The organism is Synechococcus sp. R55.3 (assembly GCF_047461975.1).
GTDB lineage: Bacteria > Cyanobacteriota > Cyanobacteriia > Thermostichales > Thermostichaceae > Thermostichus.
The window spans coordinates 21,801-36,832 of sequence record NZ_JANSIG010000008.1 but is presented as its reverse complement, the minus strand read 5'-3'; the positions used below and the strand labels follow the sequence as shown (position 1 = coordinate 36,832).

Sequence of the window (15,032 nt, the reverse complement as noted above, 5' to 3'; positions counted from 1 at the left end):
GTTCGCGTCAGCGGTGCGGAGCACTCCGCAGGGGGAAGCCCACGACCAAGATCAAGGTAACCAGAATGATCAAGGTGGAGAGGGCATTGATTTCCGGGGTAACTCCTCGTCGCGCCGTGCTGTAGATCAAAATTGGCAAGGTCAGGCTCTCCGGCCCACTGGTAAAAAAGGAGATGACAAAATCATCTATCGAAAGGGTAAAAGCCAGCAAAGCGGCAGCTTGGATCCCTGGCATGGCCAAGGGCAAGGTGACATAGCGTAGCTTTTGCCAGGTGTTTGCATAGAGGTCATAGGCGGCTTCCTCCAACGCAGGATCCAAAAGTTGGAGACGGCTGCGCACCACAATAGCCACAAAAGCAATCTGAAACGTAATGTGGGCCAAGATCATCGTCCCCAAGCCCAGCTCAAAGAGGCCCGTGTAAAAGCGCACAAACTGGTAGAACAGCAGCAGCGCGATGGCCATCACAATATCGGGGACGATCACCGGCAACAGCATCAGCCCCTGCAGGATCTTTTTACCGGGGAAGCGATAGCGATACAGCCCATAGCCCAGCAGGGATCCCAGCAGCGTGCTGACCAGCGTGCTGACCAACGCCAGGACGAGGGTATTTTGCGTGGCCTGCCAGACCAGGGCATTCTGAAACAGGGAAAGGTACCAATCGAAGGTAAAACCTGTCCACGCCAGCCCAAAGCGGGCGCGGTTAAAGGAATAGACCGCAATAAGCAGAATTGGCAGGTAGAGAAAACCATAGATGGCGTAGCTCACGCCCCGCAGCCAGCTAGGTATCCTTGCCAACATTCGCGTGTGCTATCTCAGTTGCGTCTATCCCACTGTAGAGCAGACCGCCAAAATTGCAGCAACTCCCTAGGCTTTATACACCCGCCTACAACCCTGTCCGTCACGCTAAAGTCCGTTATCAATGGGATATCAATGTGAGGTTATCTGTGGCTGGATTTGTTGAATTGATGATGGGATCCCTGAAGCTGTAAAGACGGCAATCAAAGAACGTGAGCCAAACGAAATGTTTTGCTGTTCGCGTTAGGGGGACGGAGTCCTTGCCTTATTCGGGCAACCCGATACCTGTGACTGGGAAATTGGCAGCACAGGCATTCCCCAACGCCGGCAGTGGGCACTTCCGCGAGGATTGCTAAACTTAGGCTCGGAGTGGTGTGAAAAAGCTGCAACCCATGCCCAAAAGCAGTTCTGGTCGTCTTCGAGAAAAACAAAATCCAGAGGAACCGCACGCGAAAACCAAGGGTATGTCTCGGCCTGTCGGTCGCGTCAGCGGGACGGAGTCCAAACCGTTGCGGTGGGGCAATACGGCCTACTGGGAGGCGGCTGGGCTGATGTTGCTAGGGATCCTGCTGATCGTCTATCGCTGGCGGGGCACCCTGCTGATGTTGATCAATCCCGGCTATGTGAATGTGGCGTTGTTGGCTGGGCTATGTCTGTTGGGCTTGGGGATTGGCCGTTGGCGAGGAGCCAAAGTTGCCTCTTCTGAAGTCCATGCCTCACTATTGGGGCCGCGGCTGGGCGCAGGACTGTTGATCCTGACGGCCCTGCTGGGGTTTTGGGTCGAGCCACGCCCGCTCTCCAGCCAAACTGCCCTCAACCGAGGGGTATCTCCCTATCTGGGGGTATCTCGTAGCCAGCCGCAGGCTTTTCGCCCCAAGCTCGACCCGCGTCAGCGTACTCTGCTGGACTGGGTGCGCACCTTGGATGTTTACCCGGATCCCTACACCTATGAAGACCAGCCGGTGCGGGTGCAGGGGTTCGTCATTCCCGACAAGCAACCCGACCATTTTGTTATTGCCCGGTTTTTGGTTAGCTGCTGTGCTGCCGATGCTTACCCTGTGGGCTTGCCGGTGCGCTGGCCAGAGGCAGAGCAGTTAACTGCCGACAGTTGGCTGCGTCTGGAGGGGCGCATGGCCGTGGAGCAGCGGGATGGCCAATCTCAGTTGGTAATCGCTGCCGAGCAGGTGGAGCCGATACCGGTGCCGGCCAATCCCTACGCCGACGAATAAGAGCAGGCGCTTAGATATCGGTTTAGATATCGGTTTCGCTCAGCTTGGCGCTCAGGTAATCGAAGGGCTCGGCCACAAAGCTGTAGTCTTCGCCAGAGCCAAGCAGCTCCAGGGTGCGGGTTTTCATGTTTTGGATCCCAATCACCGTCGGGGCGATGGGCACGCCGAGGGAGTTGTAGGTCTCCCGCAAGCCGGCCAAGACTCGCTCATCCAGAATGCTGTTATCGGCAGCCACCAGCGCGTAGGAAGCGTAGCGCAAGAAGTAGTCCATATCCCGCAAACAGGTGGCGTAGCGGCGGGTGGTGTAGGCGTTGCCTCCCGGACGAATGAGATCTGGCACCTGGGCGAACATGGCCGCAGCAGCCGTTTTGACGATATCCACCGAGTTGAGATTGATCACGTTCACGGCCTTGATGCGCCGCAGCCCCGAGTCATAAAAAGCCTTGAGCGCATCCATTGCCTCCCGATCCAAGTAGCGGCCCGTCAGGTCGTAGGTTTTGATCAGTGTGGTTACGGCATCCCGCATATCCCCAGCTCCATTCTTGTGACTTTATTTTGTAAAGTAGCTTGAGATGAAAAAATGAGAAGAGATTTTGCCGGACAACATCCAAAGGTCAACCTTGGAAAATCGAGCCAGAGCCCGGCAACGGCAACGCTTCAGGCTCCCCTTCGCCCTCAGAAGTTTAGCATGCGGGGGTTTCTTTCCCACTTCCCTCTGAGACAATGGCCAATGTTGTTACAAAAATGTAACCTTTCTGCAACACTCTAGGGATCCGGCGACAACACCCGCAGCGGCTTGAGCTGACCTGCCTGACTGTACCCCAAGCCCAAAAACTTGCCCTCCTCATCCAGCACCCGCAAAGTAGGGGCACCGATAATGGGCCGGTCGAGGGGAATGGCCTGACCCTGCAGCCACTGCTTCGCTTCGGCGGAAGAGAGCTGTACCGCACCCCAATCGGCAAATCCCCACTCAATGGGCAACAGGGCGGCAGCGGGATCCCCGGATCCCCGCCATTTCTCCAGGGGCAGGCTTTCTGCGATGCGAAAGGGGCCACTTTGCAGCCGTCGCAGCCGGCTCATCAGCCCTCCACAGCCCAATTTTTCCCCCACATCGCGGGCAAGGGCACGAATGTAGGTGCCGGGGCCACAGGCAACTTCCAGATCCACTTCCGGAAAGTCTCCGGCTCGCCAGCCCAGGATGCGCAGTTGCCGAATGACCACCCGCCGCGGCTCCAACTGGAGTTCCGCAGCCTCCACGCCGGCACGGGCCAACTGGTAGAGCTTTTTCCCCTGGCGCTTAAGGGCGCTGTAGAGGGGCGGCACCTGCCAGATCTCGCCGGTAAACTCCCGCAAGCACTGCTCTACCTGCTCGCGACTCAACCCAGGACAAGGGGATCCCACCCGGATCTGCCCTTCGGCATCGTCGGTGTCGCTGCGCTGTCCCAATCGGAAGGTTGCTTGATACACCTTATCCCCCGACAAAAACGACAAAAAGCGTGTTGCCCGTCCCACCGCAATCGGCAAAACCCCCGTTGCCGCCGGATCCAAGGTGCCCCCATGCCCCACCTTGCGGGTGCGCAAGACCCGCCGCACCACTGCCACACAGTCGTGGGAGGTGAGCCCCGCCGGCTTGTCCAGGTTGAGAAAGCCCTCCAGGGATTCCATGCCAGGCATAATATGCATCAACAGTTAAGATTTGTAACTGAGCTGCCCCAGCGCTTAACATGGGGTTAACTTCCGTCTCCAAGTTTGAAGCACCTATGGCTCAGTCTGACCTGTTCTTTCAGCCTATCTGGCAACGCCTCCTGATGATTGCCCCCTTTTTCCTGTGGGGCTCGGCGATGGTGGTGATGCGAGATGCCCTCTCCGAGACCACCCCCCTCTTCATTGCCATTCTGCGGTTGCTGCCGGCAGGGATCCTGGTTCTGGCCTTTCGGCTCTGGCAGGGGCGGGGTTCTGCGTCTCACGCATGGCATCCCAGAGGGCTGCGCGGCTGGCTATGGGTGTTGGCGTTTGCGCTGGTGGATGGCACATGTTTTCAGGGATTTTTGGCCCAAGGGCTGAAAGAGACAGGGGCGGGCCTGGGATCCGTGCTCATTGACTCGCAGCCGCTGGCGGTGGCTTTGATGGCCACCTGGTTTTACCGCGAGCGGATGGGATCCCTAGGCTGGCTGAGCCTGGGGCTGGGAGTTTTCGGCATTGGCCTCATCGGCCTATCCGGCGAGCGATCCCTGCAGTTGGGGGCCGGCGTCGTTTGGATGTTGATGGCCTCCCTGTCGATGGCCATCGGCACCGTGATGATGCCCAAGGTGGCGGAGGTGGCGGATCCGGTGCTGGCGACGGGCTGGCACATGGTGTTGGGCAGCCTGCCCTTGATCCTGCTGTCGGGACTGACGGAGACTCAGCAATGGCAACACCTGAGCGGAACCCACTGGCTGGGCCTTCTCTACGCTTCGGTGATGGGGAGCGCCTTGGCCTATGCCCTCTTCTTCTATTTCGCCTCCCAGGAAAACCTCACCGAGTTCAGTTCCCTGACCTTCCTCACCCCCATCTTTGCCCTGCTGTTTGGCAGCACCTTTCTGGGGGAATCGCTGACGCGGCTGCAATGGCTGGGAGTGGGCATCACTCTGGTCTGTGTGTACTTGATTAACCACCGGCAAGAATGGCAGGAGCGCCTGCGCCTGGGCTGGAAAGGGATCCTCTCGGAGCTGGGTTTAGACTGGCTGGTGAGCGCCTTCAGCACCGTCGAGATCCGCGATGGCAACCCCGACTGATCAAAGCTTGGGCAGGGATCCCTTAGGGGGGCAAGAACCCCATGGCCTCTCTCACCCTTTGTAGCGTTTGCTCGGCGATGGCCCGGGCCTTAGCGGCATTCTCCCGAATCAGAACGAGCAGGTGGTCGGGGTTGCTCCACAGTTCCCGGTAGCGCTGCTGAATGGGCTCCAGGGCAGCGATGATGCTGTCGGCGAGGAGGGGCTTGAACTGTCCCCACCCCATCTCGGCACACTCAGCCGCCACCGCCTCCTTGCTTTTGCCGGAGGTGAGCATGTAAATCGTCAACAAATTGTGGGCTTCGGGACGAGCCGGATCGTCAAAAGTAATGCCCCGAATGGGGTCGGTCTTGCATTTTTGGATCTTCTTGCGGATGGTATCTGGGTCATCCAGCAGATGGATACGGCTGAAATCCGAGGGATCCGACTTGGACATCTTGCGCGTACCATCGGTCAAGCTCATTACCCGCGCCCCCTCCGGACGAATCAGGGCCTCCGGGATCAGAAACACCTCTCCAAAACGGTCATTGAAGCGGCGGGCAATATCCCGACACAGCTCAATATGCTGCCGCTGATCCTCCCCCACCGGCACATACTTGGGCTGGTAGAGCAAAATATCCGCCGCCTGCAAAATCGGGTAGCTGAACAAGCCAACGCTGGTCTCCTCTCCCTGTTTTTCTTTCTTCTCCTTGTATTGGATCATGCGCTCCGCCCAGTTCATGGGGGTGATGGTGTTGAACAGCCAGGCCAGCTCCGTATGGGCAGGCACGTGGGACTGGACGAATAGCACGCAATGCTCCAGGCTGAGGCCGCAGGCCAAATAAAGGGCAAACAGCGAACGGGTTCGCTCCCTCAGCAGCTTAGGATCCTGAGGGACGGTGATGGCGTGTTGATCGACGATGCAAAAAAAGTTCTCGTAGTGCTCCTGCTCGGCCACCCAGTTTTTAATTGCCCCCAAGTAGTTGCCCAAATGCAGTTCGCCAGAGGGCTGAATGCCAGAGAGGGTGCGCGGCTTGGCCATAGGGAAAGCAAATCTCAAACGCCAACAAGACGGAGGACAAGAGCAAGGAAAGTCTTTTTCAGGATATCAAGAGAGGCGCAACCCGTTGGTTCATGATGGAAAAAAGACGCCCAACCCCACACCATGTTAGACTCAGAACCCGAACTGTTACGTGCTGCCAACCACTATGTGCTGCTGATCCCGGGCTTGCCGGAGCAATTTCTCAGCCCTGAGGAATTGCAGGAGTTTCTCGTGCGGCTGTTGCAGGAACATCCCCACCTGGTGGATGCAGATCTGGCCCGCTATCCCACCCCTCAAGCGCAGGCACAGCGGCTGATCGACACCGCCTGTGAGCTCGAGGTTTGCCCCGGCGAAACTGTGCAGTGGCATCCTGTGCGCCTGAGCAAGCGCTCTTCGACACAGTCTTGACAGGTCGGAAGTTCCTTGACAAGGCCGTTTGTGGCCTCGTCGCGACAGCGTTGCAGTTCCCCTGCCGTAGCCTGAGACAGAGCCCTCATGGAGTTGTGTTTCGGATCCCGCCTTGGGCGTGATACAACGCAAGAAAGAAATCCTGAGTTCTAAGTTCTAAAAGAGGTCAGCCATGCCGCGCAGCATGAAGAACGACAACTTCATTGACAAGACCTTCACCGTCATGGCCGATCTAATTCTGAAACTGCTGCCAGGGGTGAGTTCCGAGGAAAAGAAAGCCTTTGCCTACTACCGGGATGGCATGGCCGCTCAGAGCGAAGGAGAATACGCCGAGGCCCTAGAAAACTACAGAGAAGCCCTCGCCCTCGAGCAAGGGGAAGAAGACCGCAGCTACATCCTCTACAACATGGGCCTGATCTACCAGAGCAACGGCGAACTGGACAAGGCTCTGGAGTACTATCACCAAGCTCTGGAGTTGAACCCAAGACTTTGCTCTGCCCTGAACAACATTGCCGTATTGCTGCACCACAAGGGCGAGCTGAGCCTGCAAGCCGGGGATGAGGAAACAGCAGAGTCCCTGTTCGACGAGGCTGCCCAGTACTGGATTCGGGCCATTCGCATTGCCCCCAACAACTACATCGAGGCCCAAAACTGGCTGAAAACCACCGGGCGCGCCAACCTGGAAGTGTACTGAGCCTTCCTGCAGAAGGACTCCGTTCTGTTAACGCGAACGGTTGATCTCGGCTACCCTGGGCTAAGTCAAGTCGATAATCTGGGAGCCAGAGGAGAGGATGCTGAAACGGGAAGAAGTCCAACATGTTGCTCACTTGGCTCGTCTGGAGCTGACCGAGGAGGAAGAGATCCAGTTCACAGAGCAGCTAGCAGACATCTTGGCCTACGTGGAGCAACTGAAGGAGCTGGACACGGAGGGGGTAGAGCCCACCTTTCACGTCCTGGACATGGAACTGCCCACCCGCCCCGATGAAGTCGAGCCCTACCCGGATATCGAAGGGATCCTGGCCAACGCCCCTGACCGGGCAGACATGTTCTTCAAGGTGCCCCGCATTTTGGAAGGGGAAGACTGACATGGGTCGGCAGGGATTCGAACCCTGGGCCAATCGGTTAAAAGCCGAGTGCTCTACCGCTGAGCTACCGACCCAAGTTTGCAGCTTTGTCATATTAGCAAAGCTTCTGTCACATTCGCAAAGGTTCTGGCCGTATCCCCAAAAATCTTGCTATGCTGGACTCAAGTCAACCCTGGGGCTGTAACGGTTTCGACGGGGTGGCGAACATGGGTTCATGAGGCAGGTCGGGATTGAGCTTATCCCGTTACCACCAGGCTCAAAAAAGTACGTGCGAACAACGTCGTACCCTTTGCTCGTAAAGCGGCTGCTTTGGCTGCCTAAGGCTCAGTAACCGAAAACTTACTCTGAGCTCGAGGATCTGCTCACGACCCCGTTAAGTGGGCGGATCACAACCCCAACGGGTGCAGCTCTCTACTCCGGCTCCGTCGAGGGAGAGACCAAGATCAGGCGGAGAACTCCCATCGCCGGGATCCAAACGGCGATCCCCGCCTCGAGGGTCAAAGAGGCTAAACCTGTGAATGAGTGATCCCTCAGTACCCATCTCGGACACGGGTTCGACTCCCGTCAGCTCCATTTCCCAAAGTTGAACAATGCCCAGAAGTTCCTACACAGCAAGGCTTCTGGGCTTTTTGATATTCTTGACAGCCCACCCAAATCCGTTGGATCCCGATTCGGTCAGCGCGATGAGGGACAGGGGGTGGATATGGCGCTCACTGCTGGTTGGAATGACTCAAGCTGCAGCAGCCTTTGATCTTTGGCGGAGGCGGGGGCACATCCAAAGCCGGGTTGCACTCAAAGAAGCCTAGGGGCTTGAGCATAAAGCCGATGTAGCTAACCGGCATCACCGGCCAGTCTTCGGTGCGGGGGAAGTGATTGCAGCCAAAGCTATACCAGAGCACCAGACGGGTGTTTTCCAGGGATCGGTTCGCTTGCGTCCATTTCACCAGCCCTTCGCCACCGGGGTGTTGGTTGGGGTAGTCCCCTGCTGGGAACTTCTCGCCGGGATGGTAGGGCGTGGCCCAGAGGTGGTGGGCCAGATAGCCCGCCCGTCGGTGCAGCCAAGAGTTGGGGTGGGCCAAAAGCTGGACATTGTCCCCCGGCATCAGTTTGTAGGCCACCGGCTGTCCCAGGCGGTTGTGGCGATTGGGGTTGACAATCTTCCAGTAGCGACCTCGCAAGGGATCCACCGTTTGCTTAGCCTCCTGCTCGGTTTTGAGCAGGGTGGAGCGGGCGCGAAAGGCGTTGCCATGGGGGTTATCTGGCCCCAGAGGCAGAGGTTCTGCATGCACTTCGTAGAGGGAATTGCACGGCCCATCCACTGCCATATCCAGGCGAACGGTGAAAAAGTGCTGGTGGTTGAGGCCGAACAATTGGGGTGCCACCAAGACGCCGAACTCCGGCTCTTCCCCCGGCAACGTAGCGCAAGTGTTGATAATGCCGGTGAGCTTGGCTTCAAACTCCAGCGTGCCGTCTTGGTAGAAATACCAGAAAAAGCCGTAGTCGTAGTTGCCAATGGTGGTGAAAAAGGAAAGCACCAGCCGCCGCGAGCGCCGCACCTGCGCCCGTTCCGTGCGCCAGTCGGTGTGCTTCCAAAGGATGCCAAAATCCTCCTCGTGCATGCAGACGGCATTTTTCAAAAGCATGGGCTCACCGCTGTTGGTGGGCAGCCAGGCATCGAAGTAGTAGATTTCCCCCAGACAGTCGCAGCCCAGCCGCAGGGAGTTGGCCTGCATGCCAATGCCGTATTCCCCCACATCGAAGGCATTTTTGCGGAAGTGGGGATCCCGCGGATCCCCGTAGGGCACCACCATCTCGGCTACCGAGGCGCGGTAGAGAATGGGGCGAAGGCGGCCTTGATCCTCGTAGCTCACCTGGTGGAGGACGAGCCCCTCTCGCGGGTTAAAGCTGATGCGCAGATCCCACTTCTGCCAGCGGATGTGGTGGCCGTCCACCTGGAAGCTCACCCCTTGGGGCTGAGTGATTTCTAGCGGCTTCAAGTCTTGGCGAAAATCTTTGAAAAACAGCTCGTCGAAGTTACCGGACTCCGGCGGCAAGGGCCACAGACCCCGATCCTCCACCTTGACAACTTGCATGCGGTTGAGGTCAATCCAGGGGTAGAGCCCCTCGATGGGGCGGGCATAGCCGTTGTCGCAAGGGGAAGTACGTAGGAAACAAAAGCCTCGCACCAGCCGCCGCCCTTCTTCTTCCGGGATCCCGAAGTAGCCCACCGTCCAGTAGTCCACCATCACCAAATCCACATCGGCAATCCCCCGCCGCTGCAGAGCCGCCAAAAATTGGGGATCCTCCTTGAGCAGGCGGTCGCAGGCGTACACCTCATCGTCGAGCAGAGGGGGCTGCACGCCCGGAACGAGCTGCCAAGAGCGCACCTGCTGTGTTGACAGAGAGACCACGGCTTCGTAGGTGTTGCCACTGGCCGGATCCAACAGCACCACGAAAGCCTGCCGATCCCACGGCTGCCCCGGCTGCCACGCTTCCATCCAAGGCCGCTCCGGCTCTTGTAGCTGGATGGTTACAAAGCGCCACTGAGAACTGAGGGGCCGTTGCCGGCGCAGGATCTGCACCACCTGCCGCATTTCCTCGGCGCTAAGGGGATCCAAGGGGTGGCCTTGGGGCAATGAAGCCTGGCCAAGCAAAGCAGATTCACTCGACTGGCTATGTCGATCCAAACTGGGAGAAACTTTACAAACCACAGCAATAACCTTGAATTCTTCGGTTGGAAAATGATTGAGTTGAGCTAGGAAAAAATAGGGAGAAGTCTGCTGAGAAAGGTCAAAGGGATCCCTTCGCTCGCCATGCCGCGGGCCAGCCCATCAACCCAACTCAGAGAATCCAGAAAACCTAACAGCAGGCTAAACAGACTATCCTGTTGCCATCGCCAACATCGGGCAACTTTGCAAGAGATACCCGGGGAAAGGAAAACTTAAGCCAAAGCCCAAGGAAGTGAAGACAACCTCGGCCCTGCTAATTGTCCAGATCTAGCAATCTTCTGTTTCCCCGTCCGCTAACCAAATGAAGAGGGCAACGGCACCTTGAGAAGCCGCGCCAGGGCGAACAGGAAACCGTCAACCCATCGGGAAAATCTGAATACAGGTCTTACTACAGATAAACCCAAACTCGAGAGCAGGAGAAGTTTTCTGTGATTAAACGTCAGGCTTAACGTTGCACAGGAAAGCATAAAAAAGAGAAAACGCTTCACGCAGGCTAAGGGCAGGATCACACCGAGAAAGCTCAACGCAACGTCAACTCTCGCAAGAGCGCAAAGACATCTTGAAGCCTGCCCTGACCCTACCTGCCAGGGGGATCCCACCACTTGGGATCCGAAATGCAACTGACGATACTATAGCAGAGGCACCCCCCTTTCCCACAAGCCCGGCCCAAAGCCTCCCGGTCGCATCAGCAGGGTGTGACCCTAGGCCTTCTCCCCGTGAAGTTGAAGTCCAGCTCAAGTTGAAGGTTTGGTGTCGGAGAACACATGTCTAAGAGTTACCCTGGAGCCATGCTTAAGGTTAGGAATTTCTAACAGTTCGAATAGTAGGATCCCTCACGTCTCCTGAAAATCGTCCACAATGAGGCAGGGCTCATAGAATCTGGTGAGGGAGATGGCTTCAACTCGATACCGCCTGGTGCCGGTGCGGCCAGGAGACGGCAGCTTTTATCCAGAGCATCTCTATTTGGCCTTAGAAGCCACCCAACTGGGCTATTGGCAACTGGATTTGCGCACCTGGGAGTTGATTGCCTCTCCCCAATGCAAGGCCAAATACGGGCTGGATCCCGGCCAAGATTTCACCCTGGAAGTGTTTTTGCAGCACGTTCACCCGGAAGATCGCCAAAGGGTGAAAGAAGCTTTGCAGACGGCTGGGCCCAGGGCGGTAGAGGGGGATCCCAACTTTTCGGTGGAATATCGGGTTTACCAGGCCGACAGCCAGATGCGCTGGCAGCTTTCCCAGGGGATTGTGCTCTTGGGGCCGAAAGGGGATCCCGGCCAGGTTGTCGGCGTGACCCTGGACATCAGCGAGCGCAAGCAATTAGAGATCACCTTGGCCGAGCGAGAGCGTCGCCATCGCCAGCTCCTGGAAGCCCTGCCCGACATGCTGCTTCGTCTGGATCGCCAGGGCCGATGTCTGGAGTTCAAGCCGCCCAGCCATTTTTCTGTCCCCCATCCCCCTGCCTACTATTTGGGCAAAACCCTTGAAGAGCTGTTTCCTGAGGTCGCCTGCGCCGGTGCGGCAGAGCCCACAGCCCAAGCCATTCGCGAGCATCTGGAGCTGGCCCTAGCAACCCGGCAAGCTCAAGAGATCGAGTACCCCTGCCCAGAGGGATCCCCTCAGCCCCAATATCGGCAGGCTCGCATCGTCCCCTATGGGGAAGATCAAGTCCTGATGATCATTAGAAACATCACCCCTCGTAAGCAAGCTGAGCTGAAACTGCAGCGGCAATTGCAGCGAGAAAGACTGTTTAATCAGCTCATTCAGGCCATCAACACCTCTCTGGACTTACCCACCCTATTTGATGTGGCGGTGCGGGAAGTGGGGGCAGTGTTACAGGCAGCACGGGTTACCCTTTACCAGTACCTGCCGGCTGAGGCTGTATGGTTAGGTGTTGCCAGCTACGTCCAATCGCCTGATCTGCCCACTGCCCTTCACCTGCACATCCCGGATAGTCCAGACATTGTGGCCATCCAATACTTGAAGCAGCTGCAAGTTTTTCATGCGCCGGATCCCGAGCAAGTTTTGGATCCCTTTGCTATCCATGAAAAGCGAGAATACCACCTGGGCCCTTGGTTGGTGATCCCAGTGGCTTGCCAGGGAAAAGTGTGGGGTGCCCTGTCCCTGGGGCGCCTGACCTCAGATCCGGATTGGCAAACCGATGAGATCGAGTTGGCCAAGGCCATTGGGGATCACCTGGCGGTGGCCATTCAGCAGGCAGAGCTTTATCAAAAGCTGCAACAGACCAATGCCGAATTGGATTACCAAGTACGGGTGCGCAATGCAGAACTCCGGCAAGCCTATGACTACGAAGCTCTGTTGCAGCTTATCACCGAAGAAATTCGATCCACCTTGGACGAACAAAAAATCTTGGAAACGGTGGCCCGAGAATTGGCCCTCAGCTTGAACCTATCCAATTGCGCCATTGCCCTGTATGACCCAGAGCGGCAGGTCAGCGTTTTGGCGGTGGACTATTTGGCCGGAGAAGGGATCCGGCGCTTCCCCCTGGAGGTTTCGTTTGCGGATTTCGCCCATGTGCTTCGTCAGCTCCAGCGCGGACAGCTCTGCCAATTGAGCAACTTCCATCACCCCTGCTGGCCCAACCACGACCGCTACACCCTGATCATCGCTCCCATTTGCGACAAAAGGGATCTGACAGCTCAACACGAGGAACTGCTTGTTTTGGGGAATATTTGTGGATCCCGTCCACCGGGGCAGATATTTACCGAGCGGGAACAACAGCTCATCCAACGGGTAGCCGGCCAATGTGCCATCGCCATTCGCCAAGCACGTCTTTATCAAACGATCCAGCGTCAGGTGCAGCAGTTGCAGGAGCTCAACCAACTCAAAGATGAGTTTCTGCACATGGTCTCCCACGAAATGCGCACACCTCTCACCAACATGAAGCTGGCTATTGGGTTTCTATCTAAAGCCAACCTAACTGAGCGGGAAAGGCGCTACTTTCAAATTTTGGAGATGGAGACCAACCGCGAGCTGGAGTTGATCAACGACTTATTGGAATTGCAAGCCATCGAGTCCGGAAACAAAGTCCTCAGACTTACCTGTTTATCTCCCCAGGAATGGATCCCCAATCTTGCCGAGCCCTTCCGGCTGCGAGCTGCCCAACAGGGCCAACAGTTTCAGGTGGAATGGGATCCCGACCTTTGGCCCCTCTGCACGGATGAGAGCCTCTTGTCGCGGGTGGTCAGCGAGCTTTTAAACAATGCGTGTAAGTACACCCCCACTGGGGAAAGCATCTATTTGAGTGTGAGCCAGGCTAACTCCAATGGCCGTCCCGGCTGGCTGATCACGGTGCGCAATACAGGGGTAGAAATCCCTGCAGAAGCGTTGCCCCGCCTTTTTGAAAAGTTCTATCGCCTCCCCCAGTTGGATTGCCGCAACGCCGGGGGAACGGGCTTGGGTCTATCGCTGGTTCAAAAGGCAGTGGAGCTGCTGCAGGGATCCCTGCGGGTAGAAAGCCACTCTCGGCAGGTGATGGTTCAGATGTGGTGCCCCCATCAGGGCAGCTTGTCGGAAACCCCAAGCAAGGCTTAGAGGGCAAGGCCAGCGCCTTGCGCAGGACTCGAACCTGCAACCATCGACTTAGAAGGTCGGTGCTCTATCCTTTGAGCTAGCAAGGCCGAAGAAAAGGGTGCAGAGCCATTATATCCCCGACCCAGTTCCCATTCTCTGACCCCGACCAACCTGCCTCTGACCTTGAGTTCTGCATTGTTGCTTGGGCAAATTGCGCGGTTTGACTTAGGGAGCCAGGGCGGGACCCTTCACCATGGGAATGTTGGTTTTCGCTCAGGATATGAACGTCAAAGAGATCGTCTGCCAAGCTCTTGGAACGGGACGTCTGGGCGTCTCTCAGGAAACTTGACTGTACGGATAAGGAAGACTTGCAGACGGCAGATGCTTTGAGCAGATGCTTTGATCAGTGCCTTTTTGGATGGCGCTGTGCAGCGGGAGAGCCACAACTGGGCTCCCTGTGCATCGATCCCTTAAAATGGGCGAGCCGAAAGCAGAAAAGTACTCGTTTGAGTTCGAGGATCCCATGCAACCGAGCTATTGCGTCGGAGATAAGTCCAAAATGGGTGTTGAGGTGTCGAAAATTGGGATCCCCATGCCCTTGCTCCCTGATCCTGGCTCAGCTGCGGAAAAGAAAGCTGCCTCTGGCACTCAAGCTCTGTCTCCGGCAGCCAAGCGCCTGTTGCGCCTCTACCACGGCGGTAGCTTCATCTTTCTGGGCCTGCTGTGGCTGGTAGTCGGGATCCCTAGCCTTTGGGCTTTGCGAGCGGATATAGCCCGCCTGTGGGATTACTTTACTTGGACGGGCCTGCGATATGCCTTGTTTCACCGCCCAGGATGGCCGACTTTGGGGTTGTTGCTCTGTGTCAGCTTCACGATGGGGATCCTGATTGCCCAAAGCCGCTATGAGCTGTTCGGCCTGTATCCGGTGGAGCGTCTCATGCTGGAGCAGCAATCCCGCTGGATCCTATCCTTGCCGGTGTGGCATCCGCTGCGGCGCTGGTTGGTGCACAGGTTGGATACTCAAGATTAGGTTTTGGCTGCTACTTGGGATCCCTGCCGGCACCGAGGCAAAATCTCGTTTGCGTGCGGCTGAAATCCCGCACAAGCACCACTTCCGAAGCAGCAGGAGAAGTCAATCACGCCCACCCAAAGCCTCAGCCTGGGATTTTTCCGAGGAAGCCACGGATAGCTTCACAATCCGGGCCAGCCGAGCCTTACGACGAGCGGCTGTGTTTTTGTGCAGAACGCCGGTTTTGGCAGCTTTATCAATGCGGCTGAAAGCAGCACTCATAGCCGCCTGGATTTCCTGCAGAGTTTCTTGCTGTGGGTTGGCAGCGTAGGCAGCCGAGAGGGAGATCACTTTCTTCATCAGAGCGCGCACCATTGCTTTGGTGGCTTTGTTGCGCAGCCGATTCCGCTCTGCGATCTGAACGCGCTTGATGGCAGATTTGATGCGTGGCAT

The 15,032-nt window shown here is 57.1% G+C and carries 13 protein-coding genes, 2 tRNA genes and 1 other RNA gene; 8 read left to right on the top strand and 8 right to left on the bottom strand.

The annotated features are described in order from the left end of the window. Positions 1–7: 7 nt before the first annotated feature. Positions 8–799: an ABC transporter permease gene (locus NW849_RS02375; RefSeq protein ID WP_414355744.1), complete on the bottom strand. Its 792-nt coding sequence runs from the start codon at positions 797–799 to the stop codon at positions 8–10. Between the two features lie 461 nt (positions 800–1,260). Between NW849_RS02375 and NW849_RS02370 the strand changes: the two genes are divergently transcribed. Beyond that, entirely contained in the window at positions 1,261–2,025 is a 765-nt protein-coding gene (locus NW849_RS02370; RefSeq protein WP_414355743.1) for a TIGR03943 family putative permease subunit, read from the top strand. A 22-nt stretch (positions 2,026–2,047) separates the two neighbouring features. Here NW849_RS02370 and apcB read toward each other — a convergent pair whose 3' ends face one another. Both apcB and truB read right to left on the bottom strand, forming a co-directional pair. Beyond that, positions 2,048–2,551 carry an allophycocyanin subunit beta gene (gene apcB / locus NW849_RS02365; RefSeq protein ID WP_011433791.1) on the bottom strand — a complete coding sequence of 168 codons (504 nt, stop codon included), beginning with the start codon at positions 2,549–2,551 and terminating at the stop codon, positions 2,048–2,050. Positions 2,552–2,790: 239 nt separating this feature from the next. Further along, a complete protein-coding gene (gene truB, locus NW849_RS02360; protein ID WP_414355757.1) occupies positions 2,791–3,690 on the bottom strand; it encodes a tRNA pseudouridine(55) synthase TruB in 900 nt (299 codons plus the stop codon). Between the two features lie 95 nt (positions 3,691–3,785). Here truB and NW849_RS02355 point away from each other — a divergent pair, with 95 nt between their 5' ends. Next, positions 3,786–4,799 carry a DMT family transporter gene (locus NW849_RS02355; protein WP_414355742.1) on the top strand — a complete coding sequence of 338 codons (1,014 nt, stop codon included), beginning with the start codon at positions 3,786–3,788 and terminating at the stop codon, positions 4,797–4,799. Positions 4,800–4,821: 22 nt separating this feature from the next. Here the strand turns inward: NW849_RS02355 and trpS are convergent, their stop codons facing one another. After that, the gene (gene trpS, locus NW849_RS02350) at positions 4,822–5,817 is read right to left on the bottom strand and encodes a tryptophan--tRNA ligase (protein ID WP_414355741.1); all 996 of its coding nucleotides are present in this window, start codon (positions 5,815–5,817) and stop codon (positions 4,822–4,824) included. Positions 5,818–5,940: 123 nt separating this feature from the next. On the opposite strand from trpS, the gene NW849_RS02345 reads away from it, so the two are divergent. From NW849_RS02345 to gatC, 3 genes are all read left to right on the top strand, one after another. After that, on the top strand, positions 5,941–6,225 hold the full coding sequence (locus tag NW849_RS02345) for a chlororespiratory reduction protein 7 (protein ID WP_414355740.1): 285 nt from the start codon (positions 5,941–5,943) through the stop codon (positions 6,223–6,225). A gap of 172 nt (positions 6,226–6,397) precedes the next feature. Continuing rightward, on the top strand, positions 6,398–6,919 hold the full coding sequence (locus NW849_RS02340) for a photosystem I assembly protein Ycf3 (protein WP_414330387.1): 522 nt from the start codon (positions 6,398–6,400) through the stop codon (positions 6,917–6,919). Positions 6,920–7,016: 97 nt separating this feature from the next. After that, complete coding sequence (gene gatC, locus NW849_RS02335) at positions 7,017–7,310, top strand: Asp-tRNA(Asn)/Glu-tRNA(Gln) amidotransferase subunit GatC (protein ID WP_414350806.1); 294 nt, start codon at positions 7,017–7,019, stop codon at positions 7,308–7,310. A gap of 2 nt (positions 7,311–7,312) precedes the next feature. Here the strand turns inward: gatC and NW849_RS02330 are convergent. Next, positions 7,313–7,384: transfer RNA gene (locus tag NW849_RS02330), tRNA-Lys, on the bottom strand. Positions 7,385–7,484: 100 nt separating this feature from the next. Here NW849_RS02330 and ssrA point away from each other — a divergent pair. After that, positions 7,485–7,886: a transfer-messenger RNA gene (ssrA, locus tag NW849_RS02325) on the top strand. Between the two features lie 134 nt (positions 7,887–8,020). Here ssrA and NW849_RS02320 read toward each other — a convergent pair. Beyond that, on the bottom strand, positions 8,021–9,964 hold the full coding sequence (locus NW849_RS02320; RefSeq protein WP_414355739.1) for a primary-amine oxidase: 1,944 nt from the start codon (positions 9,962–9,964) through the stop codon (positions 8,021–8,023). Positions 9,965–10,930: 966 nt separating this feature from the next. Between NW849_RS02320 and NW849_RS02315 the strand changes: the two genes are divergently transcribed. Continuing rightward, the gene (locus NW849_RS02315) at positions 10,931–13,591 is read left to right on the top strand and encodes a GAF domain-containing protein (RefSeq protein WP_414355738.1); all 2,661 of its coding nucleotides are present in this window, start codon (positions 10,931–10,933) and stop codon (positions 13,589–13,591) included. Between the two features lie 13 nt (positions 13,592–13,604). Here the strand turns inward: NW849_RS02315 and NW849_RS02310 are convergent. After that, positions 13,605–13,677 (bottom strand) — tRNA-Arg (locus NW849_RS02310). Between the two features lie 485 nt (positions 13,678–14,162). Between NW849_RS02310 and NW849_RS02305 the strand changes: the two genes are divergently transcribed. Continuing rightward, positions 14,163–14,600, top strand: coding sequence for a hypothetical protein (locus NW849_RS02305; RefSeq protein WP_414355737.1), 438 nt, complete (start codon positions 14,163–14,165; stop codon positions 14,598–14,600). Positions 14,601–14,702: 102 nt separating this feature from the next. Here NW849_RS02305 and rpsT read toward each other — a convergent pair whose 3' ends face one another. Continuing rightward, positions 14,703–15,032, bottom strand: coding sequence for a 30S ribosomal protein S20 (gene rpsT, locus NW849_RS02300; RefSeq protein ID WP_414355736.1), 330 nt, complete (start codon positions 15,030–15,032; stop codon positions 14,703–14,705).

Bases quoted from the DNA above. Each gene is read 5' to 3' on its own strand.
- NW849_RS02375 (WP_414355744.1), bottom strand. From the start codon at position 799: ATGTTGGCAAGGATACCTAGCTGGCTGCGGGGCGTGAGCTACGCCATC.
- NW849_RS02370 (WP_414355743.1), top strand. From the start codon at position 1,261: ATGTCTCGGCCTGTCGGTCGCGTCAGCGGGACGGAGTCCAAACCGTTG.
- apcB (WP_011433791.1), bottom strand. From the start codon at position 2,551: ATGCGGGATGCCGTAACCACACTGATCAAAACCTACGACCTGACGGGC.
- truB (WP_414355757.1), bottom strand. From the start codon at position 3,690: ATGGAATCCCTGGAGGGCTTTCTCAACCTGGACAAGCCGGCGGGGCTC.
- NW849_RS02355 (WP_414355742.1), top strand. From the start codon at position 3,786: ATGGCTCAGTCTGACCTGTTCTTTCAGCCTATCTGGCAACGCCTCCTG.
- trpS (WP_414355741.1), bottom strand. From the start codon at position 5,817: ATGGCCAAGCCGCGCACCCTCTCTGGCATTCAGCCCTCTGGCGAACTG.
- NW849_RS02345 (WP_414355740.1), top strand. From the start codon at position 5,941: ATGTTAGACTCAGAACCCGAACTGTTACGTGCTGCCAACCACTATGTG.
- NW849_RS02340 (WP_414330387.1), top strand. From the start codon at position 6,398: ATGCCGCGCAGCATGAAGAACGACAACTTCATTGACAAGACCTTCACC.
- gatC (WP_414350806.1), top strand. From the start codon at position 7,017: ATGCTGAAACGGGAAGAAGTCCAACATGTTGCTCACTTGGCTCGTCTG.
- NW849_RS02315 (WP_414355738.1), top strand. From the start codon at position 10,931: ATGGCTTCAACTCGATACCGCCTGGTGCCGGTGCGGCCAGGAGACGGC.
- NW849_RS02305 (WP_414355737.1), top strand. From the start codon at position 14,163: ATGCCCTTGCTCCCTGATCCTGGCTCAGCTGCGGAAAAGAAAGCTGCC.
- rpsT (WP_414355736.1), bottom strand. From the start codon at position 15,032: ATGCCACGCATCAAATCTGCCATCAAGCGCGTTCAGATCGCAGAGCGG.